Origin of the sequence: Ensifer sp. Root142 (genome assembly GCF_001426785.1) — a bacterium.
Classification (GTDB): Bacteria; Pseudomonadota; Alphaproteobacteria; order Rhizobiales; family Rhizobiaceae; genus Ensifer; species Ensifer canadensis.
Genome location: NZ_LMFK01000007.1, coordinates 85,895 through 110,660, shown reverse-complemented (window position 1 = coordinate 110,660; position 24,766 = coordinate 85,895). Strand labels below are relative to the sequence as shown.

The 24,766-nt window shown below is 63.0% G+C and carries 19 protein-coding genes; 15 read left to right on the top strand and 4 right to left on the bottom strand.

All coding sequences use genetic code 11. The features are described 5' to 3' along the window. Positions 1 to 2: 2 nt before the first annotated feature. From ASD52_RS09975 to ASD52_RS09960, 4 genes are all read left to right on the top strand, one after another. Positions 3 to 833, top strand: coding sequence for an ABC transporter ATP-binding protein (locus ASD52_RS09975; protein ID WP_057224073.1), 831 nt, complete (start codon positions 3 to 5; stop codon positions 831 to 833). Beyond that, positions 830 to 1,570, top strand: coding sequence for an ABC transporter ATP-binding protein (locus ASD52_RS09970; RefSeq protein ID WP_057207562.1), 741 nt, complete (start codon positions 830 to 832; stop codon positions 1,568 to 1,570). The genes ASD52_RS09975 and ASD52_RS09970 overlap by 4 nt, the downstream gene beginning before the upstream one ends. Positions 1,571 to 1,609: 39 nt before the next feature. After that, positions 1,610 to 3,124: a serine hydrolase domain-containing protein gene (locus tag ASD52_RS09965; RefSeq protein WP_057224071.1), complete on the top strand. Its 1,515-nt coding sequence runs from the start codon at positions 1,610 to 1,612 to the stop codon at positions 3,122 to 3,124. Between the two features lie 87 nt (positions 3,125 to 3,211). Then, positions 3,212 to 4,114: a LysR substrate-binding domain-containing protein gene (locus ASD52_RS09960; protein ID WP_057207561.1), complete on the top strand. Its 903-nt coding sequence runs from the start codon at positions 3,212 to 3,214 to the stop codon at positions 4,112 to 4,114. A gap of 78 nt (positions 4,115 to 4,192) precedes the next feature. Here ASD52_RS09960 and ASD52_RS09955 read toward each other — a convergent pair whose 3' ends face one another. The 3 genes from ASD52_RS09955 to ASD52_RS09945 all read right to left on the bottom strand — a co-directional run bounded on the left by ASD52_RS09955 (position 4,193) and on the right by ASD52_RS09945 (position 7,340). Beyond that, the gene (locus ASD52_RS09955; protein ID WP_057224069.1) at positions 4,193 to 5,059 is read right to left on the bottom strand and encodes a D-amino-acid transaminase; all 867 of its coding nucleotides are present in this window, start codon (positions 5,057 to 5,059) and stop codon (positions 4,193 to 4,195) included. A gap of 25 nt (positions 5,060 to 5,084) precedes the next feature. After that, entirely contained in the window at positions 5,085 to 6,140 is a 1,056-nt protein-coding gene (locus ASD52_RS09950; RefSeq protein WP_057224066.1) for a P1 family peptidase, read from the bottom strand. Between the two features lie 180 nt (positions 6,141 to 6,320). Then, the gene (locus ASD52_RS09945; protein WP_063991823.1) at positions 6,321 to 7,340 is read right to left on the bottom strand and encodes a DUF930 domain-containing protein; all 1,020 of its coding nucleotides are present in this window, start codon (positions 7,338 to 7,340) and stop codon (positions 6,321 to 6,323) included. A 413-nt stretch (positions 7,341 to 7,753) separates the two neighbouring features. Between ASD52_RS09945 and ASD52_RS09940 the strand changes: the two genes are divergently transcribed. From ASD52_RS09940 to ASD52_RS09925, 4 genes are all read left to right on the top strand, one after another. Continuing rightward, entirely contained in the window at positions 7,754 to 8,797 is a 1,044-nt protein-coding gene (locus ASD52_RS09940; RefSeq protein ID WP_038577778.1) for an amino acid ABC transporter substrate-binding protein, read from the top strand. A 19-nt stretch (positions 8,798 to 8,816) separates the two neighbouring features. After that, on the top strand, positions 8,817 to 10,007 hold the full coding sequence (locus tag ASD52_RS09935) for an ABC transporter permease subunit (RefSeq protein WP_057224062.1): 1,191 nt from the start codon (positions 8,817 to 8,819) through the stop codon (positions 10,005 to 10,007). Then, on the top strand, positions 10,004 to 11,077 hold the full coding sequence (locus ASD52_RS09930) for an amino acid ABC transporter permease (RefSeq protein WP_057224060.1): 1,074 nt from the start codon (positions 10,004 to 10,006) through the stop codon (positions 11,075 to 11,077). The genes ASD52_RS09935 and ASD52_RS09930 overlap by 4 nt, the downstream gene beginning before the upstream one ends. An 82-nt stretch (positions 11,078 to 11,159) precedes the next feature. Next, the gene (locus ASD52_RS09925; RefSeq protein ID WP_057224058.1) at positions 11,160 to 12,368 is read left to right on the top strand and encodes a TIGR03862 family flavoprotein; all 1,209 of its coding nucleotides are present in this window, start codon (positions 11,160 to 11,162) and stop codon (positions 12,366 to 12,368) included. 127 nt (positions 12,369 to 12,495) lie between these two features. Here the strand turns inward: ASD52_RS09925 and ASD52_RS09920 are convergent, their stop codons facing one another. Then, positions 12,496 to 14,310 (bottom strand): ABC transporter ATP-binding protein, encoded by a 1,815-nt coding sequence (locus ASD52_RS09920; RefSeq protein ID WP_025428386.1) that lies wholly within the window; start codon positions 14,308 to 14,310, stop codon positions 12,496 to 12,498. A 506-nt stretch (positions 14,311 to 14,816) separates the two neighbouring features. Here ASD52_RS09920 and ASD52_RS09915 point away from each other — a divergent pair. The 7 genes from ASD52_RS09915 (at position 14,817) to ASD52_RS09885 (ending at position 24,686) form a co-directional block, all read left to right on the top strand. Further along, positions 14,817 to 16,166, top strand: a complete 1,350-nt coding sequence (locus tag ASD52_RS09915; protein WP_146160897.1) for an extracellular solute-binding protein — start codon at positions 14,817 to 14,819, stop codon at positions 16,164 to 16,166. Beyond that, positions 16,166 to 18,070 carry an ATP-binding protein gene (locus ASD52_RS09910; RefSeq protein WP_225906408.1) on the top strand — a complete coding sequence of 635 codons (1,905 nt, stop codon included), beginning with the start codon at positions 16,166 to 16,168 and terminating at the stop codon, positions 18,068 to 18,070. Before ASD52_RS09915 ends, ASD52_RS09910 begins: the two co-directional genes overlap by 1 nt. After that, a complete protein-coding gene (locus ASD52_RS09905; protein ID WP_057224054.1) occupies positions 18,067 to 19,407 on the top strand; it encodes a sigma-54 dependent transcriptional regulator in 1,341 nt (446 codons plus the stop codon). Before ASD52_RS09910 ends, ASD52_RS09905 begins: the two co-directional genes overlap by 4 nt. Before the next feature lie 162 nt (positions 19,408 to 19,569). After that, on the top strand, positions 19,570 to 20,889 hold the full coding sequence (locus ASD52_RS09900) for an extracellular solute-binding protein (RefSeq protein WP_057224052.1): 1,320 nt from the start codon (positions 19,570 to 19,572) through the stop codon (positions 20,887 to 20,889). Between the two features lie 217 nt (positions 20,890 to 21,106). Then, the gene (locus ASD52_RS09895; RefSeq protein ID WP_057224050.1) at positions 21,107 to 22,816 is read left to right on the top strand and encodes an iron ABC transporter permease; all 1,710 of its coding nucleotides are present in this window, start codon (positions 21,107 to 21,109) and stop codon (positions 22,814 to 22,816) included. Between the two features lie 18 nt (positions 22,817 to 22,834). Next, the gene (locus tag ASD52_RS09890; RefSeq protein ID WP_057224048.1) at positions 22,835 to 23,935 is read left to right on the top strand and encodes an ABC transporter ATP-binding protein; all 1,101 of its coding nucleotides are present in this window, start codon (positions 22,835 to 22,837) and stop codon (positions 23,933 to 23,935) included. Positions 23,936 to 24,026: 91 nt separating this feature from the next. Then, positions 24,027 to 24,686 (top strand): histidine phosphatase family protein, encoded by a 660-nt coding sequence (locus ASD52_RS09885; protein ID WP_057224046.1) that lies wholly within the window; start codon positions 24,027 to 24,029, stop codon positions 24,684 to 24,686. The last annotated feature ends 80 nt before the right edge of the window (positions 24,687 to 24,766 follow it).

Genomic DNA, 24,766 nt, shown 5'->3' with positions numbered 1-24,766 from the left:
CCATGCTGGTTGATATCCAGAACCTCCGCATCGCCTTCGAGAACCGCTCCTCGCGCTTCGAGGCGGTGCGCGGCATCTCGCTTTCACTCGGCGCGGAGAAACTCGGCATCGTCGGCGAATCCGGCTCGGGAAAGAGCCTGACAGCGCGGGCGCTGATGAAGCTGTTGCCCAGCAATGCCGCGATCACCGCCGACCGATTGTCCTTCGACGGCATCGACGTGCTCTCAGCCTCTGAAAAGCAGATGCGGCAGATCCGCGGCAAGCGGGCGGGCTTCATCCTGCAGGATCCGAAATACTCGCTGAACCCGGTGATGAACATCGGCCGGCAGGTGTCTGAAGCCTGGCGCGCCCACAAGGGCGGCAGCAAGAAGCAGGCGCTCGAGGCGGCAGTCCACCTTCTCGACCAGGTGAAGATCCGCAACCCGCGCGAAGTTGCCGCCTCCTACCCGCACGAAGTCTCGGGCGGCATGGGCCAGCGGGTGATGATCGCGATGATGCTGGCACCCGATCCGGAACTGCTGATCGCCGACGAACCGACGAGCGCGCTCGATGCTACCGTGCAGGCAGAAATCCTGCGGCTGATCGAGGAATTGGTGTCGGAGCGCAACATGGGCCTCATTCTCATCAGCCACGACCTGCCGCTTGTTTCGCATTTCTGCGACCGCGTCGCGGTGATGTATTCCGGGCGGGTGATGGAAGAGCTGAAGGCATCGGAGCTGCTGAACGCTCGCCACCCCTATACCAAGGGGCTCCTCAACTGCATGCCTTCCCTCACGCATCCCAGGGACCGGCTGCCTGTTCTCAACCGCGATGCATCGTGGCTCACCGCATGATCGACGTTGAAAATCTCCGCATAAGGTTCGGCGACCGCGAAGTCGTCAAAGGTGTCTCGTTTTCGGTGAAGAAGGGCGACAGCTTCGGCATCGTCGGCGAAAGTGGCTCGGGCAAATCCACGATCCTCAGGGCGATGGCCGGGCTCAATGAAAGCTGGGACGGTCGCATCGCCTTTGGCGGTGAAGCGGCGGCACTGAAGCGCCCACCCGCCTTCTTCCGCCGGGTGCAGATGGTGTTCCAGGACCCTTACGGCTCGCTGCATCCACGCCAGACGATCGACCGTATTCTCAGCGAATTGCCGCTCGTGCACGGCATGGACAATATCGACAAGCGGATCGTCCAGGCGCTTTCCGATGTGGCGCTGCCGCAGGCGGCCCGCTTCCGGTTTCCGCACCAGCTTTCCGGCGGTCAGCGCCAGCGGGTGGCGATCGCCCGGGCACTGATTGCCGACCCGCAGGTGCTGCTGCTCGACGAGCCGACGAGCGCGCTCGACGTTTCGGTGCAGGCGGAAATCCTCAACCTATTGTCCGATCTTCGCGCAGCGCGAAACCTCACCTACATTCTCGTCAGCCACAACCTGGCCGTGATCGCCCATCTCTGTGGTCAGGTCGGCGTCATGCTGAACGGCGAAATGGTGGAGCAACTGAGCGCGCAGGACCTGAGGACCGGCAAGACACACCATGCCCATACGACGGAGTTGCGTATGCTGAGCGTCGGGCTGGAAGAACCGGCCTGACTTCGCCCCTTGGTGACAACTAGGACAATGGAAGAAAACATGCCGGCACATTTCGATTGGCACGCCGCATCCGCCGCAGCCGAAGGATTCGCCAAGCAGTGGGCGGAGAACGAACCGGGCGGCGCCATCGTCGGTTTCGACGATAGCGGCATCCGCTTTTCGCATGCGCGCGGCGTCGAAAGCCTGGCAACGTTTGCGCCATTCTCGGCCGAAAGCGTCGTTCGCTATGCCTCGGTCACCAAGCATTTCTTCTGTGCCATGGTTCTCGGCCATGACGACATCATCAAGCTCGACGACCGGCTTGGGCAACATCTGCCCGAACTCGTCTCGCCGCTTGCCGACGTGACGGTCGGCCAGGCGCTGGATATGAGCGGCGGCCTGCCGGACACCCGTGAATGCCTGTCCCTGCTCGGCCTCTCCGTCTACACGGAGACCCAGGCCGCACCGCTTCTGGCGTTTCTGGCGCGTCTGCGACGGCTGAATTTCGATGCCGGCAGCGAGGTCTCCTACTCCAACACCGGTTATCGCCTTGTCGAGGCCGCGCTGGAGCGCAAGGGCTTTGCCTTCGACGACTTCATCCAGAGCGACGTTGCCGGGCCACTCGGCGTCACCTTCAAGGCGCCCGACGTCTGGAACGATCCGGTCACGGGCCTGGTGCCCGGTTATTGGCACTCTGGCGAGCGCTGGCAGCTTTCCGCCGCCGGCCTGCATATCTCCGCTTCCGGCAGCCTGACAGGAAGCGCCAATGCACTCACTGCCTGGTTGCAGGCATTGATGGGCGGGCACGGTCGTTACGAAGGTTTGCTGGAAAGGCTGCAGACGACCCGTTTCCTGGCGGACGGACGGCCGAGCGGCTACAGCCTTGGCCTGCGCTCGTCGACGCTCGGTGAACGCAGCTTCGTCGGCCATGGCGGCTCACACCCCGGCTACAAGACTTACTTCCTGCTCGACCCCGAAAGCCGCTCGGGCTTCGTCGTCGTCTCCAACCGTGAGGACACCAACGGCAACAAGATCGCGCTCGAAAGCATGGCGGCGCTGACCGGCTTGCCGCTGCCAACGCCGGCAGCGAGCATTCCCGATGGCCTCTATATCACCGAACAAGGTCCCTGGTGGCTGGAGATCAAGGGTAGCGTCTGCACCTATCTCGATGCCGACGACACGCTTTACGACGACGGCGACGGCTGGGTTTCCTCGCGCTCGGCCTCGTCGCCGATGCGGCTGCGGCTGGAGGGATCGGCGCTTGTCGGCGAGGCGGGCCATGCGGCGCGGCGGTTCCTGCCCGTCGCCGGCCAGCACGTTGTGCCGGCGTCTCTCTCCGGAGTGTGGCAGTCCCCTGAAGGGGCAGAGTTCGAGATCCGCGACGGGGCGGTGGTTATGGGTGTTGGCCCGGTGCGCAACGTCATGCCGCTGACGGCGCTCGGCAACGGTCGCTTCCTGTTCACGCTTCATGACGGCCCCTGGTCGAAACGTGTCTGCCTTCATGTCCTCGGCGACGACAGGGTGGAACTCGTGCTCAACCGCGCTCGGATGATGGAATACCGCCGTCGGGCCTGATTTTTCTTGAAGCCTGTCGAACAGTGCCTAAAAGGGGTCAGGTTCCCGCTGCAAGGCGGGAAATGACGTTCTTCAGGAGTGCATGTGTTGGAAATCAAGTGGCTCGAAGACTTTCTGGCACTGGCGAGCACGCTCAATTTCTCGAAGGCTGCCGACGAACGGCACGTCACCCAATCCGCCTTCAGCCGCCGGATCAAGCAGCTCGAAGCCTGGGTCGGCGCGAGCCTTGTCGACCGCGCCACCTACCCCTCTCGGTTGACCGAGGCGGGCCTGAAATTCGTTCCGGTGGCGCAGGAGACCCTTCAGCACCTCTATCAATCCAGGCGAAACCTGCAGAAGGAAGAGGGCTCGGACGCCAAGACGATCAAGGTGACCGCTCTCCACACACTCTCCTTCACCTTCTTTCCCGACTGGATGAACCGCATCAACAAAAAGGCCGGCCCGGTCTTCTCGCGGCTTCGCCCTGACTCCGGCAGCATGGAGGAGAACCTCAACTCACTGGTCGATGGCTCGTGCGACTTCCTCCTGACCTATGCCCATACCCAGGTGCCGTTGCTCCTGGACCCGCAGGCGTTCGAACACCGCTTGCTCGGCCATGAAAAGATCATCCCGGTTTCGGCGCCTAACGAAACGGGAGCGGCCGCGCACCTGCTGGAGGGCGGGGCAAAGCCCTTCCCTCATATCAGCTACGAGAAGTCGTCATTCTTCGGGCAATTGCTGGGAGAGCTGGTCGGCGCCGACCTGCCGCTCTTTCAGCGCGTGCATGAGGGCAGCATGTCCGTCGGCCTGAAAGCGATGGCGCAGGCCGGCTGGGGCATCGCCTGGGTGCCGGAAAGCCTGATGACCGCAGAGCTTGCCTCCGGCGCGCTGGTGCGCGCCGCCGATCCCCGTTGGGATATCAGCGTCGAAATCCGGCTCTACCGCGCCAAGGACAACCGGCGGCCCGTCGTCGGCCGCATCTGGCAAACGCAGGAGCCGGCTGCCATTTGACGAAAGATATGAAGCGGTTCCGGTCAGGATGCGCTTCACACTCCTGTCCCATCGACTGCCCCTCCCGCTAATCGGCCGCTAAATCGCCGTGCGGCGGGCGTTCTCCAGATAGAGTTCACGCAGCCGCTTGACCATCGGTCCGGGCACACCGTCGCCGACAGGCTTGCCGTCGATGCGCGTCACGGAGACGACGAAGTTCGACGCGCTCGTCAGGCATGCCTCGCGGGCGTCCAGCGCCTCATCAAGCGAAAACGGCCGCTCCTCGATCGTAAGCCCCTGCTCGCGCGCCAGTTCCAGCGCGGCAAGCCGCGTGCAACCGGGCAACGTCGCACTGCTGTTGCCGCGGGTAACGATCCTACCGTCGTCGGTAACGATATAGGCGGTGGAGGACGCGCCTTCGGTCACGAACCCGTCCTCGATCATCCAGGCTTCGTCGCAGCCTTCGGCCCTGGCGATACGCTTCGCCATCACCTGCGGCAGAAGACATACGCTCTTGATATCGCGTCGTGCCCAGCGCTGGTCAGCGACCGACTTGACAGAAACACCCTTGTCGACCGCCGCCACATGCTCGAGCGTCTTGACCTGGGTGAAGAGCAGCAGCGTCGGCTTGATCTCGCCTGAAAACAGGAAGTTGCGATCCTCGGCACCGCGCGTCAGCTGCAGATAGACCACGCCCTCGACGAGGTTGTTTTCGCGCACCAACCGGCGCTCGATCTCGACGATCTCCGAAACGGGGACCGGAAGCGGCACGTCGATCTCGCGAGACGAGCGTTCGAGCCGCGCCATATGCAGGGCGCTGTCGATGAGCTTGCCTTCAAGCACGGCGGTGACTTCATAGATCCCGTCGCCGAACAGGAAACCGCGGTCGAAGACCGAAAGATGCGCCGCGTGCTCGGAAACGAACTCGCCGTTCAGATAAACGATACGGCCGGTCGGGTTGGACATGGTAACTCCGTCTGAGGGAAGAGAATTAGGCTTTGAGGGCTGCGAGGCGGACGAGCGAAATCGCCTCAACCGAACTCACCTTGCCGGTGGCCGCATTGAAACCGCTTGTGGATTGCGCCGTGACCAGCGAATTGAGGATCGCCTCTTCTGTCGCCTCGATCGTCGCTTCGAACAGCGGCGAGATCAGGTCGTTCGGCAGGTCGGGGTAGCTGGAGATCGCTGTGCGCCGCTCGCGCGTCCGGCGGACAGCTTCCGCGGTGGAGAATGCCAGCGCATAGTCGCCGGATCCATTGCTGAGGGCGGCACCGGTGCGGGTGAGGCCGCCAAAGGCGCGCTCGGCCAGCCGTTCGAGGCTGCGCGCCGACAACGGCGCGTCGGTGGCGACGACGATGACGATTGAGCCGTCGCGATCATGTCCCGACGGCGCATCATAGGGATGCCCGCAAATCAGCAGCCGGCCGCCATAATTGGACTGCACCAGCACGCCGACTGTGAAGGTTTCGCCTGCCGCCTTGACGCGGCGCGAACTGGTGCCGATCCCGCCCTTGAGACCGAAGGCCACCGTGCCGGTGCCGGCGCCGATGGCGCCCTCTTCGACCGGACCGGGCGCCGCCGCGGCAATTGCCTTGCCGATCTCATCGATCGTCGGGCGGCCGGCGCGGATATCGTTCAGTCTGGAGTCATTGGTCTCTCCGACGACGGCGTTGAGCGACACAACCTTTTCGTTGCCCGGCTGGGCCAGCGTAAAGCGATTGATCGCCTCGATCGCCCGCCCGGTCGCCAGCGTATTGGTCAGAACGACAGGGGTTTCGAGCTCGCCCAACTCGGCGATCTGGGTCGAACCGACGAATTTGCCGAAGCCGTTCAGGACCGCCAGCGCCGCGGGCACCTTGTCCTGAAACAGATTGCCCTGGTGGGGAAGGATGGCGGTCGCGCCGGTGCGAATCCTGTCGCCCTCGACCACGGTCGCGTGGCCAACGGCTACACCGGAAACGTCGGTAATCGCGTTCAACGAACCGGGTTGATATACGCCTGGGCGGAATCCGAGGTCGCGAAGTCTTTGACGCGTGATTGCCGACATATAGCTTTTCCCCGTACTGCCCAGATGGCGATCCGCCCAACCGACCGTCGCCTTATTTGGCTGGAAGCTACTCTGCCCCGTGACAAAACGGCATCGCAAAAATGGAATAGTTCTATGAGAAGTCCGCAAGACGACCGGACGTCTCGCGTTGCAGGGCACGGGCCGATCGCCAAGACCGGCTCAGTTGGGCGGCAGACGGCGGCTCTTCCAAGCCGTTTTCGGAACGATGTTGCCGATGGCGAAGCTGAATGATGTGACCTCAAGCTTTTCGAGATCGACCCGGCATTTGAAATCGAAGTCGTACCAGTTTCCCTTACTCCGGTACGCACCGCCGCTTGCATCCATGCCATCCTTCGAAATGAACCCGCCGACCGGGCCGAAGGCCGTGAACAAGTCGATGACGTCGTTTGGCCGCTGGTTACGGATTTGTTCCATCGCCTCAATGCTGCATAGCTGCTTTATACGCTGCTTGACCGGCAGCTGGCCCATCGCTTGCTTAACGCGCGGATCGGCGATCGACTTTGCCGAAAAAAGCTCCTCGGCCTTGACGAACCTGTCGGACGGCAACTTCGCCGTCGCTTCGGCCTTGCCCTCCGTCTCGTCGCTTTTCTCCTTGTTGTCGGCAGGTTTGCGCACCGGCACCGGATCGGCTTTGGACACCGCCTTCTCGGCATCCGCCTCGGCAGCCGGCTTCTTCTCAGCAGCACTATTATCGCCGTTGGCAGGGGTCGACAGGACGGCAAGCTGCTGCGGTGTCGGCTTTTCCGTCTCCGGTTGCTTCCGCGCCTGCGCCTCCTCTTTCTCCACCTTCTTCGTGGCGGCGTCGGCCGCCTCTGCCTTCTTCGGCTGGTTCACCACATCCTTCTTCTCGGCCTTCGCAGTGGGCGGAAGCTGAGCAGCTTTAGCCTCCTGCTTGATCTTGGCCGCAGCCGACTCGAAGGCCTGTGGCTGCTGACGAGAGGGAGCCGGTTGTGGCTTCGGCTGTTCCTTCTTCGGCTGAGCCTCCTGCTTGGGCTTCTCTTGCTGCTTGGGCTGCGGTGGAGAGACGAGTTCGACGTTGATGCTCTGCTCGCCCTGCGGTTTGGGCGTTTCCTTCGGCAGTTGGATCAGCAGCAGAGCGATGACAAGCAGGTGCAGAGCCACCGAGGTCGGCGTGCCCCATCTGATCTTCTCCCACCATTTTTCTGAAAACAGCTGCATCGCTTACGAGATAATGGACCACATGGGCGGAAGCTAGGTGCTTCGGCACATCTCAACAAGTGGCCGCAATAAAGCACACACAAACCGGAGACCTGACCGGTCGTAGCCTGGCCCGGTCAAGATGCGCACAGCGGTGAACGAAAAATCATCCGTCACCCGAAGAAAATGCGCGGGTTGATCATGAGCTGAGCACACAGCCAGTCAGTGCGAATGTCTTTGCGAGGTTAAGGCCCAGCAACTATCGAAATCATTTCACCGACACTGAAAGGCGAGAAATTTCTTCCCGAAATGGCAGATATTCCGCATAATCATCTCTATTCTATATTTTCTATAGATTTAAAACATAAAGGCAGTCGCGGCCCGAGATTTGTCGGGCGGCGCGACGGACGAACACCATGGCCAGGAGCCTCTTCATGCAGCGAAATTCTATCGGCAGCAGATTTTTCACAAAGGCATTTACAGCCACGGCGGCCCTGACGGCAGCCCTGATCGCCTCCTCCGCCCTTGCGGGCGAGACCCTCGACAAGATCAAGGCACGCGGGCTCATCAAGGTGGGCGTCGGCACCACGCCCGGCTTCTTCACGCCGGATAGCAGCGGCCGCTGGCAGGGTTTCTTCGTCGATTTCGGTCGCGCGCTCGCAGTCACCGTCTTCAACGACACCGAGAAAGTCGAGTTCACCAACTCCTCGCCGCAGCAGCGCCTCCCCGCCCTGCAATCGGGCGAATTCGACATCCTGCTCTCCGGCGTGACCCAGACAGTGACCAGAGCGTTCAAGCTCGGCTTCCATTTCGGCCCGGTGGTCTTCTATGACGGCCAGGGCCTGCTGGTGCGCAAGGATCTTGGTGTCGGCAAGGGCGAGGAGCTCGACGGAGCGACGATCGGGGTCCAGAGCGGCACGACCGGCGAACTCAACATCGCCGATTTCTTCCGGAAGACCGGCAAGACCTTTACGCCTGTGACGATCGAAGAGACCGGCGAATTCCTGAAGGCACTCGATTCCGGTCGCGTCGATGCGCTGACCCAGGATGCGACCGACCTTGCCGCCAAGCGCACGCAGCTTTCCAAGCCGGACGACTATGTCCTTCTGCCAGAGCGCCTGTCGAAGGAACCACTCGCACCGGCCATTCGCGCCGGCGACGACCAGTGGCTGGAGATCGTCAACTGGACCGTCTACGCCACGATCCAGGCGGAAGAGTTCGGCATCACCCAGAAGAATGTCGACAGTTTCCTTACGAGCGAAGATCCGGGCATCAAGCGCTTCCTCGGCGTTGATCCGTCGCTCGGCGAAGCCATCGGGCTTGACCCGAAGTTCGCCTATAACATCGTCAAGGCGGTCGGAAACTACGGCGAGATCTTCGACCGCAACGTCGGCAAGGGCACGCCGCTCAATTTCGATCGCGGCTACAACCAGCCCTGGACCGCCGGCGGCCTACTCTATTCGCCGCCGTTCCGTTGAGCCTTTGCCGGTATCTGCGATGACATCCACTCTTCAACCGGGCCCGCTAGGGCCCGGACTTCCCTCGCGGTTGCGCACCTGGCTCGGCCCCTCGCCCTTTCGACAGATCGTCCTGTTTATCGGCGTGCTGGGGATCTTTGCGCTCTTCGGCTCCAACACCGTCGACAGCATGCAACGCATGGGCCTCACTCCGGGTTTCGGCTTTCTCTTCCATCAGGCGAATTTCGAAATCGGCGAAACCGTGCTTCCCTATTCGGCGGGAGACACCTACGCCCGCGCGCTTGCGGCGGGCCTAGCCAACACCGTCAAGGTCGCCGTCGTCGGCTGTGTGCTCGCCACGTTTCTTGGCGTTGCCCTTGGCATCGCCCGGCTGTCGGGTAACCTGTTGCTGGCAACCTTCGTTCATGCCTATGTCGAACTGCTGCGCAACACGCCGCTGCTGCTGCAGCTCTTCCTCTGGAGCGCGATCATCCATGCGCTACCGCCGCCGCGCGGCGCCTATCTCTTCCTGGAAAGCGTCTATCTCAGCAATCGCGGTGTCTATGTCCCGTCCATTTCGCTACACGGCCTCTCCTGGGCGATCTGGCTGCCGGCCATCCTGTTGACGGCTTACGCGTCGCTGTCGCTCGCCCGGCGCCTGCTGACAGGTGCGACCTTCTATATGCGGAAGGCAACCATGACCGTGTTCGGTTCGCTGGTCGTCTGCACGCTCGCGCTCACCTCTTTCGGCCTCGCTGCCACCATCGATCTGCCAGCCAAGGGCGGCTTCAATATCAAGGGCGGCCTGTCGCTGACGCCGGAATTCTTCGCGCTCTTGATCGGCTTGGTCGTCAACGCGTCCGCCTCGATCTCCGAAATCGTGCGGAGCGGCATCCAGTCGGTAAAATCGGGCCAATGGGAAGCGGCGCGTGCGCTGGGCCTGAAGCCGGCGCAGATCATGCGTCTCGTCGTCTTGCCGCAGGCGTTGCGTGTCATTACGCCGTTGATGATCTCAAGCTTTCTCGACCTCACCAAGAATTCCAGCCTCGCGGTGGCGATCGGCTATCCCGATATCGTCAGCGTCGCCAACACCACCGCCAACACCACCGGCCAGGCGCTGGAAGCGATCTGCATCATCGCCGCCGTCTATCTCACCCTGAGCCTCTCGGTGTCGGCACTGATGAACTTCTACAACAGCCGCATCGTCCTTCGCGGGGAGACACGACGATGAGCCATATCGAACTGCCACCACCTGTTGCGCCGGACTGGCATCGCTGGCGAAGCGGCCTCTTCGGCGGTTGGGGTAACAGCCTCATCACGCTCGCTACCCTCGGCGTCTTTGTCTGGTTTCTCCAACCTTTCCTCCGTTGGGCAATTTTTGATGCGGTATGGACGGGAACCGCGACAGATTGTGCGGTTGACGGGGTCGGCGCCTGCTGGGCTTTCATCGGCGCCAAGCTGCGTTTCATCCTCTTCGCGTTCTTTCCGCCCGTGCTGCAATGGCGCCCTGCCCTTGTGGTTATAACCGTGCTCGCCCTGCTGGTGTTATCCGCCCTGCCGCGGTTCTGGAGTTTCCGGCTTGTGCCGCTCTGGATCGCCGCACTCGCCTTGAGCTGGCTTTTGATGGCGGGAACGTTGACGCCGCCAGTGGTGTCGACCAACAATTGGGGCGGGCTGCCGATCACGCTGGTCGTCTCGATCGCTGGCCTCGCCTTCGCATTCCCGATCGCGCTCCTGCTGGCTCTTGCCCGACAATCGAGCATGGGGATCGTCCGGACGCTAGCGATCACCTTTATCGAGACGCTGCGCGGCGTGCCGATGATCGCAGTGCTCTATGTCGCCATGCTGATCGTTCCGCTCGCCCTGCCGAGCGGGGCCGCCATCGACAAGTTGTTGCGCGCACAGATCGGCGTAACGCTGTTCTTCTCGGCCTATCTCGCCGAAGTCATCCGTGCCGGCCTACAGGTGGTGCCGTGGGGCCAGCGGGAGGCAGCACTTTCCCTTGGTCTGGGCTATGTCCAGACGATCCGCCTCGTCGTCCTTCCCCAGGCGCTGCGCGCCGTCATCCCGGCGATCGTCAATCTTTCGATCGGCATCGTGCTCAACACGTCGCTTTTGGCGGTGATCGGCATCTACGACCTCCTGAATGCGGCAAGGACCTCGGCCACGGATCCGACCTGGCTCGGCTTCTATACCGAAGCCTATATCTTCGCCGCCGCGGTCTATTTCATCATCTGCTTTGCCGGCTCGCGCTACAGCATCTGGCTCGAGAAACGTCTGAACGCCGCGAGCAGGCATTGAAGCGCGCCCTTCGCCCCGCCTTGCGCGAGGCGCCGTGACGGGCCAAGAGTCCCCGTAACGGAATCGGACGCCGGACGGGCACATGAAACGAAGCGAAATCGCGATCATCGGCGGCGGGCCGAGCGGGCTGATGGCGGCAGAGATCCTGTCTATGCAGAACCATTCGGTGACGGTCTACGACAGCATGCCGACCGTTGCGCGCAAGTTTCTGCTTGCCGGCAAGTCCGGCCTCAATATCACCCATTCCGAGGATTTCGAGCGCTTTGCCGATCGCTTCGGCGCCGCGTCGCAACAGTTGCGCCCGGCACTCGACGCTTTCACGCCCGCGGACGTGCGCGTCTGGGCGGAAGGTCTCGGGACCGAAACCTTCGTCGGCTCGTCCGGCCGGGTATTTCCGAAGGCGATGAAGGCCTCACCGCTGCTGCGCGCCTGGATCAAGAGGCTTGAGGCGCAGGGCGTGCGGATCCTGACGCGGCACCGATGGACTGGCTTTGCCGGTCAGACACTGACCTTCGACACGCCGGATGGGCATAAGACCGTCCACAGCGATGCCACGCTTCTCGCACTCGGCGGGGCAAGCTACCCGCGCCTCGGGTCGGACGCCGGATGGGCGACGGCTCTGAGAGACGCCGGCGTCGATGTCACCGACTTCCGCCCAGCCAATTGTGGCTTCGATGTCGACTGGAGCGATGCGTTCCGTGAGCGCTTTGCCGGCGAAGCGCTGAAATCGGTGACGGCGACTTCAGAGGCAGGCACGATCCCCGGCGAATTCGTCATCACCCGTCACGGTATTGAGGGCAGCCTCGTCTATGCCCATGCGGCGCATTTGCGCGACCGTCTGGAGATGCAGCGCTCTGCGGCATTGTCAATCGATCTTGCTCCGGGACGAACGGTCGAACGGCTGGCCAAGGACTTGGCGCGCCAAGACGGCAAGATGAGCTTCTCCAATCGCCTGCGCAAAGGTGCGGGCCTGGAGGGCGTCAAATCGGCCTTGCTGCGCGAAATTGTTCCCGAGGCCACACGCACCGATCCGAACGCGCTTGCCGAACGCATCAAGTCGCTGCCGATTGCCGTCCTTCGTCCCCGTCCCATTGCCGAGGCGATTTCATCGGCGGGCGGCGTGCGTTGGAGCGCCATGGATGACGCCTACATGCTCACCGCGCTGCCGGGGATTTTCGTTGCCGGCGAGATGATCGATTGGGAAGCGCCGACCGGCGGGTATCTGCTGACCGCCTGTTTCGCCACGGGTCGTGCTGCGGCACGCGGCATCGACGCATGGCTGCGACGGTAGGCAAGCGTCGCCCCCCCGCAAAGCGGTATCACTGACGACGCGGGATAACAGATAAAGAAACGCAAGACGCCGGCACACTCAGGTACCGGCGTCCTTGCATTTCGGCATTTGCGGCTTGCGCCCGGCCTTAGCTGTCGTTGAGGACCAGGCCCTTGGTCAGTTCCAGCGCCTGCCGCTCGAACAAGCCGCGGTAGATGCCGCCGTCGAGGCGGATGAGTGCCTCGTGCGTGCCCTCCTCGGCGATGCGGCCGTGGCTGAACACCAGCAACCGATCGAGCGCGCGTACGGTCGACAGCCGGTGCGCGATCACCAGGGTGGTGCGACCCAGCATCAATCGCTCCATCGCCTGCTGGATCAGCACTTCCGATTCCGAATCGAGGCTCGACGTCGCCTCGTCCAGAATGAGGATCGGTGCATCCGCCAGGAAGGCCCGGGCGATGGCGATGCGCTGGCGTTCGCCGCCCGACAGCTTGACCCCGCGTTCGCCCACCAGCGTGCCGTAGCCTTTCGGCAGGCCCGTGATGAAGTCGTGAGCGCTCGCAAGCCTTGCGGCTTTTTCGATCTCCGCTTGCGTGGCCGTCGGCCGGGCATAGGCGATGTTCTCCGCAAGCGAGCGGTGGAACAGGATCGGTTCCTGCTGGACGATCGCGATCTGCTGGCGCAACGAAGCCTGGGCAACGCCGGCGATATCCTGACCGTCGATCCGGATCTGGCCGGACTTCAGGTCATGCAGGCGCTGGATCAGCTTGACGAAGGTCGTCTTGCCCGAGCCGGAATGTCCAACAAGGCCGACACGCTCGCCCGCCGGGATCGTCACCGAGAACCGATCATAGAGCGGCTTGCGATGGGCGCCGTAGTGGAAGGTCACATCGTTGAATTCGATGCGACCGTCGGTGATGCGGATCGGCTTTGCTTCGGCCTTGTCTTCGATACCGAGCGGCTGGGCGTGGATGTCGACCAGCTCTTCCATATCGTTGACGGACCGCTGCAGGTTGCGGATGTGCATGCCCACTTCACGCAGGTAGCCCTGCAGGATGAAGAAGGAGGTCAACACGAAGGTGATATCACCGGCTGTTGCCTGCCCGCGCGACCAGAGAAACAGTGCAAAGCCGATGACCGCCGCCCTAAGAACGAGCAGCAGGGCACCCTGCGTCGTACCGTTCACCGTTCCGCGGACCCAGGTCCGGCCCGTGCGGTCCCGCCATTTGGCCAGCACCTTGACCAGCCGCGCATCCTCGCGCTTTTCGGCCCCGAAGCCTTTGACAACGTTGTTGCAGCTGACGGCATCGGCAAGCGAACCGCCGAGCTTGGTATCCCAGCTGTTGGCCAGGCGTGCCATCGGCGCGACGTAGCCGAGCGACAACGTGACCGTCGCAGCGATGAAGACAAGCGAGCCCACGCCGATGATGACACCCATCATCGGCCAGTACCACGCCATCAAAGCGGTCGAGCCGACCAGCATGATGATCGACGGAAACAACGCGATCAGCAGCGTGTCGTTCAACAGGTCCAGCGCCCACATGCCGCGCGTCACCTTGCGCACCGTCGAGCCGGCAAAGCTGTTGGCATGCCAGTCGGACGAGAAGCGCTGGATGCGGAAGAAGGCCGCCGAGGCAATGTCGGACATCATCTTGAGCGTCAGGTCGACGACACCCATGAAGGTGACATGCCGGAAAATGATGGCACCGAGCGACAGCGCCATCATCGTCCAGAATGCCGCAAGGGCCGCGTCCCAGGCCACCTGGTCGGAGGCAGCACCGGTCACGACCGCGTCGACCAGCCGACCGGAGTAAAGTGGCGTCAGGACATCCGCGAGCGTCGAAAACAGGACGGCACCGAGGATGAAGGCAAGGCGAAGCGGCTGGCGCTTCCAATGAACCCAGGTGAAACCGAGAACGCTGCGGAACGCACCGCCGCGCAAGGCGAAACGAGTAAAAGCCATAACGATTGCCCAATGCCTGGAGCATTGGCCTCAAAATTCAGGTCAATGAAACATGCCGAGAAAGGGAAACTGTTTTCCGATCGGCATCAATGGATTGGTAGCTTCCGCATCGAGGGAAGACCAAAGTCAGCGAGAAAGGTCCTGACTTGCAACTGCTAAAGAGCCCGAAGCCCCCCAGCGTCTCGTTCAGAACTGTACGCCGCCCCGTAGGGAGAAAGAATAAGCTGGCATCTGAAACCTCCCTGATCTGTTGCCGGAAATCGAGTTATAGGCGAATCGCCCGCAACCGCCAAGCGAGGAAATCTAGCCATGCCGCCAAAGTGCAACCGGTGCGGCTTGCTTGCAACAGTGTACAAGACGCCCCGGGGTTTACGGCGACACGGTCTTCGTAGCAGAGTAAACCGTCGGCCGATGGCGGGATCAACCCGCCGGGATGGCGATAATGAGGGGGGGACCGCGGCAGCTTTTTTTTAAGAAGAAGCAGGCGCTGGTCGTGGTGGCATGCAGTGTTGAAGTTCCGTTTCGTCATTCTTGCGGCATTGCAACTGCTGGCTTTTGCCGGCCTCAGCATGCCCGTGATCGCTGCGCAGGCAGCCGAAAAACGGGACCTGGTGGTTGTCACCTCCTACCCGCCATCCTTTTTTGAGCCGTTTCGCCGGGCGTTCGAGAAGGCCAATCCCGATATCCGCACGTCGATCGTTCAGCGCAACACGGCAAGCGCGACGCGCTTCGTCATGGAGAAAGCCGATGTGCCGGCCGACATATTCTGGGCCTCGGCGACCGATGCTTTCGAACTCTTGAAGCGCAGCGGCGAACTGCGCCCGATTGCGCCGCGCCACACGGGCGCGGCTGAAAAAGTCTTCGGTTACCCGGTCAACGATCCCGAGGGTTACTATCTCGGCTTTGCGCTCTCCGGTTACGGCTTCGTCTACAATCAGTCCTACCTCGCCCAGAACAAGCTGCCGGTGCCGCGGGACTGGCAGGACCTGCTGAACCCCATCTATTCCGGCCAGATCGGCATCACCACGCCGTCACGGTCGGGCACGACGCATCTGATCGTCGAGGCCTTGCTGCAGACCTATGGATGGGAAAAGGGCTGGGCGATGCTGTCCCAGCTCGGCGGCAATCTATCGACGGTTACCGCGCGCAGTTTCGGCGTTGCGTCCGGTGTCGCCCAAAGGCGCTTCAGCATCGGCATCACCATCGATTTCCTCGCCAATGCGCCAGAATTCGCCGACGCCGGCAATGTGTTCATCCTGCCGCCCGATACCGTGTTCGTGCCGGCCAGCATCGCGATCCTGTCACGGGCGCGCAATGTTTCCGCCGCCGAGCGCTTCATCGATTTCGTTCTGTCTGAAGACGGCCAGAAGGTGCTGTTGCTGCCCGCCGTCGCCCGCATTCCTCTCAACCCGGCGCTCAACAAGGGACTACTGCCCCAAGAGAGTGATGACGGCCTGTTGAAATACGGCGGTTTCGACGCGGCGTTGTCTGCTCGAAGGTACGGTCTCGTCAACCTGATCTTCGACGACTATATCGTGCGCCGCCGGGCGACGCTTGCCCGGCTCTGGAAAAGGGTGACGGATCTGGAAGCGATCGAAATCGAGGACGCGCAGCAGCGCAGCACGCTTGCGAGAGCCCGGCGTCTGCTGGGCACGCCGCCGCTTTCGGCCAGCGATGTGGAAAACGCCGACGAAGCCCTGAAGGCCGAGTGGCCGCGCAGCATTGCCCGCTCGCCGGCGCATACCGCACTGACGCAGCGGCTGCGCGCCACCATCGAGCGGAACCTGGCGACGGCCGAAATGCTGCTCTCCTCCGTCGGGCGACCGGCGACAGATCTGCAGCCATGGCGGCAGTGATGGGCCAATCGTTAGACCCTGCTGCCGGGATGCGCCGCTGGCGCTTCGGCATCGGCGCGCGCCTGGTCCTTGCCTTCGTCGCGATCGTCGGCCTCGCCGTCGGCGCCTGCCTTGTCGGCTGGCTCTCCTACGAGCGTCTGTCCGGTGAACTGTCGCGGATCGCGGAAGACCAGATGCCGCAACTCGCCTTCGCCTCGAGACTGTCGAAGGCGGGTGCCGACATCGGTTCGGTGACGACGGTTCTCGCAGGCGCTGAGACACGTGCCGAGTACAACGAGATCCGCAGCAGCTACGCGGCGCGCCTGACCACACTGCGCTCGCTGCTTGGGGAAAGCGGCACAAAGTCGGATGCGACCGATCTGCTGCCGCTGGCGGAAGCGATCGGCGAAAACCTCGACAAGATCGACCTTGCCGCCGGCAAGCGCTTTACACTTCGCGAAGCGATGCGCTCCGATACCGACGAACTGCGGTGGGTCCAGGCCGATCTCCTCGAGGAGGCCGATCCGCTCGTCGACGACATTCGCTTCAACATCGAAGCCGAGACGCGCAACGGAAACGGGGCGGCCGCACTTGCGGAGCAGCAAAAGAGCGAGGCGCTGCTGACGGCCGTGTCGCAAGCGAACCTGGCAACCGGGCTGATCGGCCGGCTCGTCAACGCCACCACGCAAGAGGAAATTCAGGAAACCAATGCCTTCCTCGGTGACAGCGCCGACGAACTCGCCAGCCGCATCGCCAGCCTCGATAACTGGCCTGATAGCATCACCGTTCGCCAACTGGCACGCCGCATTCTCGACCAGTCCGACGTTCTGACGGGCATTCCCAACCGCAAGCGCTCGGAAATGATCGAGGCGGCAAAGCTCTCCGAACTTGCCGGCGAAAACGGCCGCCTCGTCGAGGACCTGGGGCGCCGGATCGAAACGGAAGTCGTGACGATCGAGGCCAGCGCCGCCGCCGCCGCCCAACGGGCCGCTGCGGCTATCGAAACGGGGCGCAGCCTGCTCGTCGCCATCGCCATTCTTTCGGTGCTGCTCGCGTCTGCGATCGGCTTCTTCTACGTCTACCGCAATCTGCTCGCACGCATCCGGCTTCTTTCGGCAGCCGCCGGCGCGATCAGCAGCGGGCGTCCGGCAACCGCGATCCCCGCACCCGAGGCCGACGAGCTCGGCGATCTCGCCCATGCGCTGGTACTTTTCCGCCAGACGCGCGACGAGTTGATCCAGTCGGCAAAGCTCGCGGCTCTCGGGCAGATGGCGGCCGGCATCGGCCACGAGCTCAACCAGCCGCTGGCAGCCCTTCGGGCGCATATCCATAGCGCCACCACTCTGATCGGGCGAGACAAGGGCGATCAAGCATTGCTCAATCTCGACAAGATGAAGGGACTGACGGGGCGCATGGCCGACCAGATCAGCCATATCCGTCGCTTTGCCCGCCGGCCCGACGCGCAGCTGCGGCCCGTCGATCTCACCGCGGCGGTCCGCGACGCGCTCAGCCTGCTCGAACATCGGTTCGAGGAAGAGGCTGTCGAAATACAACTGCGCCTGCCGGAAGGCGCCGCAGTCCTTGTCATGGCCGAACCGGTGCGGCTCGAACAGGTGGCGGTCAATCTCATCGGCAACGCCTTGGATGCCGTTAAAGACAGGCCCGTTCGCCAGGTAAACGCAATGATCGAAAGGGTCGGTACCGATGCCCGCCTTGTCGTCGGCGATAGCGGAACCGGTATTGCTGCTGCCGATGTCGGCGCGGTTTTCGATCCCTTCTTCACCACCAAGCCGGTCGGTTCCGGCCTCGGACTTGGCCTCTCCATTTCCTACAACATCGTCAAGGATTTCGGTGGCGAGATATCGATCCTTGAAACCAGTGCGGACGGCACGCAATTCCTCGTATCCTTGAAAGGCCCGGAATGACGTTGGACCCGGATATCATCCTGATCGACGACGATGCCAGCGTGCTTGAAGCCTGCTGTCAGGTGCTCGAACTGGAAGACCTCAGCGTATCGCCGCACGGCTCGGTGATATCGGCGCTCGCCGGCCTTCGCGCCGACAGCCGCGCCGTTATCGTTTCCGACGTGCGCATGCCGGATCACGATGGCTTCGATCTGGTCGCCGCCGTGCGCAAGATCGACCAGGAGATCCCGATCATCCTGATGTCCGGGCACGGCGATATCCCGATGGCGCTTCGCGCCATGCGCGACGGCGCCTGGGATTTTCTGGAGAAGCCGGCCGATCCGATGCATCTCATCGAAACCGTACGCCGCGCCCGCGACCATCGCCGCCTGCTTCTCGAAAACCGGCGGCTGCGGCTGTCGGTGGACGACGACGGTTGGGAAACGCGCCTGATCGGACATTCCGGACCGATGGTTGCGCTGCGGGAGAAACTCAAGCGCATCGCGGCCGCGACAACCGACGCGCTCATCATCGGCGATACCGGCACAGGCAAGGAAGTGACGGCGCGCGCGCTGCACGATTTCAGCGGGCGCAAGGGGCGTTTCGTCGCCGTCAATTGCGGCGCCATTCCCGAAACCATGCTGGAATCCGAACTCTTCGGCCATGAGGCCGGGGCCTTTACCGGTGCGCGCGAGAAGCGCATCGGCAAGATCGAGTATGCCGACGGTGGTACGCTGTTTCTCGACGAGATCGAATCGATGCCGCTTGCCGCCCAGGTGCGGCTGCTGCGCGTACTGCAGGAGCGCGTCATCGAACGGCTCGGCTCCAACGTCGAGCTGCCGGTTGACATGCGCGTCGTGGCGGCGACCAAGGCGGATCTGCATGCGGCGGCCAAAAAGCGCGATTTCCGTGAAGACCTTGCCTACCGCCTCGACATCGCCCGTGTGGAGCTGCCGTCACTGGCGCAACGCAAGGGCGACGTCGGCCTCTTGTTCCAGCATTTCCTCGGCCTCGCCGCCAAACGACAGGGCCGCACCCCGCCGCGGGTGAGCGCCGAACTTCTGGCCGAACTCAATGGCAGGTCATGGCCGGGCAACGTTCGCGAACTGCGCAACGTCGCGGAGCGCTTCGTGCTCGGGCTTGAAGACCGCTCCGATATCGACCGGGCAGCGGCAGGCGGCGAGACGTTGGGGGTGCAGATGGACCGCCTCGAGCGCGCCATCCTTCTCGACAGCCTCGCCAGGCACGACGGCCGCGTCGGCGCGACGGCCGATGCGCTCGGCATCTCCCGCAAGACGCTCTACCTCAAGATGCGCAAATTCGATATTGCCGCCCAGGGCGATGGCGAAGCCGGCTGATGTTACCGGTTTGACCCCGTCCTTTTGCGAGGTTGTTACCTTTTTTACCCATCAGCCGACAAAGAACTGCTGATTTCCGGCGGTTTTCAATCTGGCACGGTGCTTGCTCTCAATAGATCGGACACCAAACAAGCGGTGTCCCTATTGGGAGGAGATACCTATATGTTGAAGACCATTGCTGCGGCGATGCTGATGTCGGCTGCCTTCGTCGTGACGGTTTACGCCCAGGACGGCGGGAAAGTCACGATCGTCACGTCGTTTTCCAAGGATGTGACCGATCCGTTCAAGGCGGGCTTCGAAGCGGCCAACCCCGGCTTCACCCTCGACGTCCAGAACAAGAGCACGAGCTCGGGCGTCAAATACATCGATGAAACCAAGGTGAACAACCAGGTCGACCTGTTCTGGGCATCGGCCCCGGACGCATTCGACAGCCTCAAGAGCCGCGAGCTGCTCGCCAAGTTCACGCCTTCGGTCACCGGCCTTCCTGAAAAGGTCGGCTCCTACCCCGTCAACGACAAGGACGGCTATTACTTCGGCTTTGCCGCCTCCGGTTACGGCATTATGTCGAACGATCGCTATCTCGAAGCCAACGATCTGCCGAAGCCGGTCGAGTGGAGCGACCTGACCAAGCCCGAATACCACGATCACATCGCGATTGCTGCGCCCTCGCGTTCGGGCACGACCCACCTGACGATCGAGACGATCCTGCAGGGCGAAGGCTGGGACAAGGGCTGGGCGACGCTGAAGGGTATCGGCGGCAACCTGCAGCAGGTCACCGAGCGTTCGTTCGGCGTTCCTGACGCGGTCAACTCCGGCCAGACCGGCATCGGCATCGTCATCGACTTCTTCGCCTTCTCGGCACAGGCAAGCGGCTTCCCTGTCAGCTTCGCCTACCCGTCGGTCACGACGGTCGTTCCGGCCAATATCGGCATCGTTGCCAATGCGCCGAACCAGGCCGGTGCTGAAGCCTTCGTCAACTACCTGCTTTCGGAAAAGGGCCAGGCCGTTCTGCTCGAACCGGCGATCCGTCGTCTGCCGATCAACCCGGCCCTCTACGAAAAGGCACCGGAAGGCTTCCCGAATCCCTACAAGGATCCGCGCTTCCAGTCGATGATCACGTTCGATTCCGACGTTTCGAAGAAGCGCACCGACGTCGTCGACACGCTCTACGATCAGCTGATCTCGTTCCAGCTCGACAACATCAAGGGCGCCACCAAGGCGATCCACGAAGCCGAAAAGGCAGTTGCCGCCAACGAACAGGCTCCCGCACGCGCTTTGCTGACGGAAGCCCACGCGCTGATCGCGGCCATGCCGATCACTGCCGACGAAGCTGCCAGCCAGCAGATCCGCGACGCCTTCACCGGCGGCGAGGAAAAGACCGCCCGCCAGGCGGAACTCGAGCAGAAATGGGCCGCCTTTGCGACCGAGAAGTACGCCGCCGCCAAGGCCAAGGCCGAGGAAGCGCTGGCTCTCGTCGACTGACGCCGGCTTAAAAAGCCGCCTGCCCCGGCGGGCGGCCATCCCCGAAAACCATGCCTTCGCCAAGCCTGACGCGCCTGCCGGTCGGCTCTCAGTGATGCGAACCGATCCTGAAGCAACCGCGCAGCAGCCGACAGCGTTGCTGCGACCCCAGCGATCCAGAGGCGCAGGGGCGCCGCAAGCGCGTCAGGCTTGTCGACCAAAATCCGGAGTCTGCCCCATGGCGCTCGTTCAATCCATTCCCATAAGACGCGTTTCGGCCAAGCCCGGACAGATCTTTCCGATCTCGCTGATCGCGCTTTTCCTCGCCATCTTCCTGGTCATCCCGGCCGGTACGGTGATCTACACCGCCTTCACCGAAAAGGGCACCGGAGCGTTGACGATCGTCAACTTTGTCGACTTCTTCAACACCGATCTGTTCCGGCGGTCGTTCTTCAACTCCGTCTACGTCTCCGGCATGTCGGTGGTCTGGGCAAGCGCCATCGCGCTGCCGCTCGCGGTTTTGACCACGCGCTTCGACTTCCGCGGCTCGCTGATCATCCAGACGCTCGGCTTCGTGCCGCTGATCATGCCGCCATTCGTCGGTGCGGTCGCCATGCAGCTGCTGTTCGGCCGCAACGGCACCGTCAACCTCATCCTGAATGACTGGTTCGGCATCCGCATTCCCTTCATGGAAGGCCTGAACGGCGTCATCTTCGTGCAGTCGCTGCACTATTTCCCCTTCATCCTCATCAATCTGTCGACCAGCCTGCGCAACATCGACCGCTCGATGGAAGAAGCAGCCCAGAACCTCGGCTCGTCCGGCTTCCGGCTGTTCCGCCGCGTCGTCTTCCCGCTGGCAATGCCCGGCTATCTCGCCGGCGCTTCGCTGGTCTTCGTCAAGGTCTTCGACGACCTGGCAACGCCGCTGCTTCTCAACGTCAAGGACATGCTGGCGCCCCAGGCTTACCTCCGCGTCACTTCGGTCGGCCTCACCGATCCGATGGGCTATGTCATCTCGGTCATCCTCATCACCGTCTCGATCTTCGCCATGTGGCTGTCAGCGATCGCTATGCGCGGCAAGGACTATTCGACGACGCAGCGCGGCGGCGGTGGTCTTTCCCGTCGCAAGCTGAGCCGCGGTGAGAGCGTCATAGCCTATGGCGTCGTCGGCCTGATCCTGCTGCTCGTGCTGTCGCCGCATATCGGCTTGCTTCTGCTGTCGCTTGCAACCGTGTGGTCGTTCAGCCCGTTGCCGGACGCCTATACGGTCGCGCACTACGGCCGCGTCTTCGGCGAAAGCTCGCTCTACATCAAGAACACGCTGATCTACGCCAGCCTCGCCGGCCTGATCGACGTGGTCATCGGTGGCGCCATCGCCTATCTCGTGCTGCGAACCAAGGTCGTAGGCCGTCGCTGGCTCGACTGGGCGGCAACCGCCGCACTCGCCATCCCCGGCGTCGTGCTCGGCATCGGCTACCTCCGCACCTTCTACGGCATCACGCTGCCGGATGGTACGCCGCTTGCGACGCTCTGGGTCATGGTGGTGCTGGCACTCGCCATCCGTCGTCTGCCCTACGCGCTCAGAGCCTGCTACGCCGCATTGCAGCAGGTGTCGGAATCGCTGGAGGAGGCCGCCGAAAACCTCGGCGCCACCAAGCAGCGAACGATCCGGCGCATTGTCCTGCCTTTGATGACGGGTGGTCTGCTCGCCGGCTTCGTCACCAGCTTTTCGACGGCCGCCGTCGAACTGTCGGCAACCCTGATGCTGATCCAGAGCAACTCGGACGCACCGATCGCCTACGGGCTCTACGTCTTCATGCAATCGCCGGCGGGTCGTGGCCCGGGTGCAGCCCTCGGCGTCATCGCCGTCATCATGGTCGCACTCTGCACCCTGCTCTCGCACTACGTCATCGAGCGGCGCCAGAAGGCGCTCGGCATGACGAAATAGAAACTCGGGAGGAACACTATGACTGTCAACATCAACAGCGCAGCGCTCGCGGTTAGCCCCGCCAAGGCGATCAGCATCAGCGACGTCAATCTCTACTACGGCGCGCTCCACGTGCTGAAGGATATCAACCTGGAGATCCAACCGGGCGAGTTCTTCGCCTTTCTCGGCCCGTCCGGCTGCGGCAAGACCACGCTTCTCAGGCTGATCGCCGGCTTCAACAATGCCCGGCAGGGCAAGGTCGTCATCGGCGGCCAGGACGTGCTCGACATGCCGCCGTGGAAGCGGGACATCGGCATGGTCTTCCAGTCCTACGCGCTCTGGCCGCATATGACGGTGGCCGCCAATGTTGCCTTCGGCCTGGAAGAGCGTCGCCTGCCGCGCGCGGAGGTCGAACGCCGGGTCCAGGCGGCACTCGAACTCGTCGGGCTGAAACATCTCGCCGATCGCCGCCCGTCGCAGCTCTCCGGCGGACAGCAGCAGCGCGTCGCACTTGCCCGCACCATCGCAATCGAACCGAAGGTGCTTCTGCTCGACGAGCCGCTCTCCAACCTCGACGCCAAGATGCGCGTCGAAGTCCGGCGGGAGCTGCGCGACCTGCAGCAGCGGCTGAAGTTGACGACGATCTTCGTCACCCACGATCAGGAGGAGGCCAACACCGTCTGCGACCGTATCGCCGTCTTCAATGAAGGGCGCATCCAGCAGGTGGGAACGCCGATGGGCCTCTATGAGAAGCCCGCCAACCTGTTCGTCGCCAACTTCCTCGGCACCGCCAACATCCTTGACGGCACCGTCTCGGGTTCCGGCACGCAGCGCACGTTCGAGGTTGCAGGCGCCGGCTCGATCCCGATCCCGGCAGGGGCGTCGGTACCGGCGGGCGCCAAGCTCGTCTTCCGGCCGCAATATGCGACGCTCGCCACGCTGGAGCCGGGTGCGGTCGCCTTGACCGGCACGATCGCGCATCGCGAATTCCTGGGCGCCACCGTCCGCTACGGCGTGCAGGTCGGAACGGCCACGGTGCTGATCGACGCACCGTTCCATTCCGGCGGCTCTCTGCTAGAGACCGGAGCCACGACGACACTCGGCCTCAAGCCGTCCTCGGCGCTTTGGCTTGCCGAGTAAGCAACCAGGCACCCGCCGGCCGTCGGTCGGCGGGTGTCCTTCTTTCTTTTTTTCATGTCGGTGCGCCGCGCCGTCGAACTTCGAGCATGTCATGACCTCCCATTTGCCAAACATCATCCTCATCCGCCACGGCGAAACCCAATGGAATGTCGCCGGTCGGCTGCAAGGCCGAAAGGACACGCCGTTGACGGCAAACGGTGTCCGGCAGGCGCTCGCCGTCGGGCTGCGGCTGGCGGAAAGAATTGCCGGCGAGACGAAACTCAAATTCTGGGTTAGCCCGCTTGGGCGCGCGCGCCAGACGGCGTCGATCCTTGCCGACACATGGTCTGTTCCCTTCGAGCAATTCACCCATGACGAGGCACTGGTGGAAAGGGCCTACGGCTCCTGGGAAGGGCGCGCGCACGATGAGATCGAGAGGGATCTCGCGCACGAATATGAGGCGCATAGCGCCGAACCGTGGGATTACGCCATGCCCGGCGGCGAAAGCCGCACCACGCTCGACGGCCGCCTGCTCGCCTGGCTCGCCACCCTCGACCACGAGAATACACACGTGGTGGTGACCCATAGCGGCTGCGTGCGCGCCCTGCGCGGCATCTATACCAAGGCGTCCCGCGAAGAGATCCTCGCCTACCGCGAACCGCAAACGGCCTCGTTCCTGCTTTCGACCGACCATGAAACCATGATCGGCATACCGCTCAGCATTCTGCGCGCACTCGGCTGCGAAGGCGAGGGCCGAACCGTCTGGATCTGAACGGCGACGGTCCGACGTTGGCTCGAGCGGGCCCGGCTGCGCGCGCTATCATGCCGCAGCCGTCCAAACCGGAAACGCGC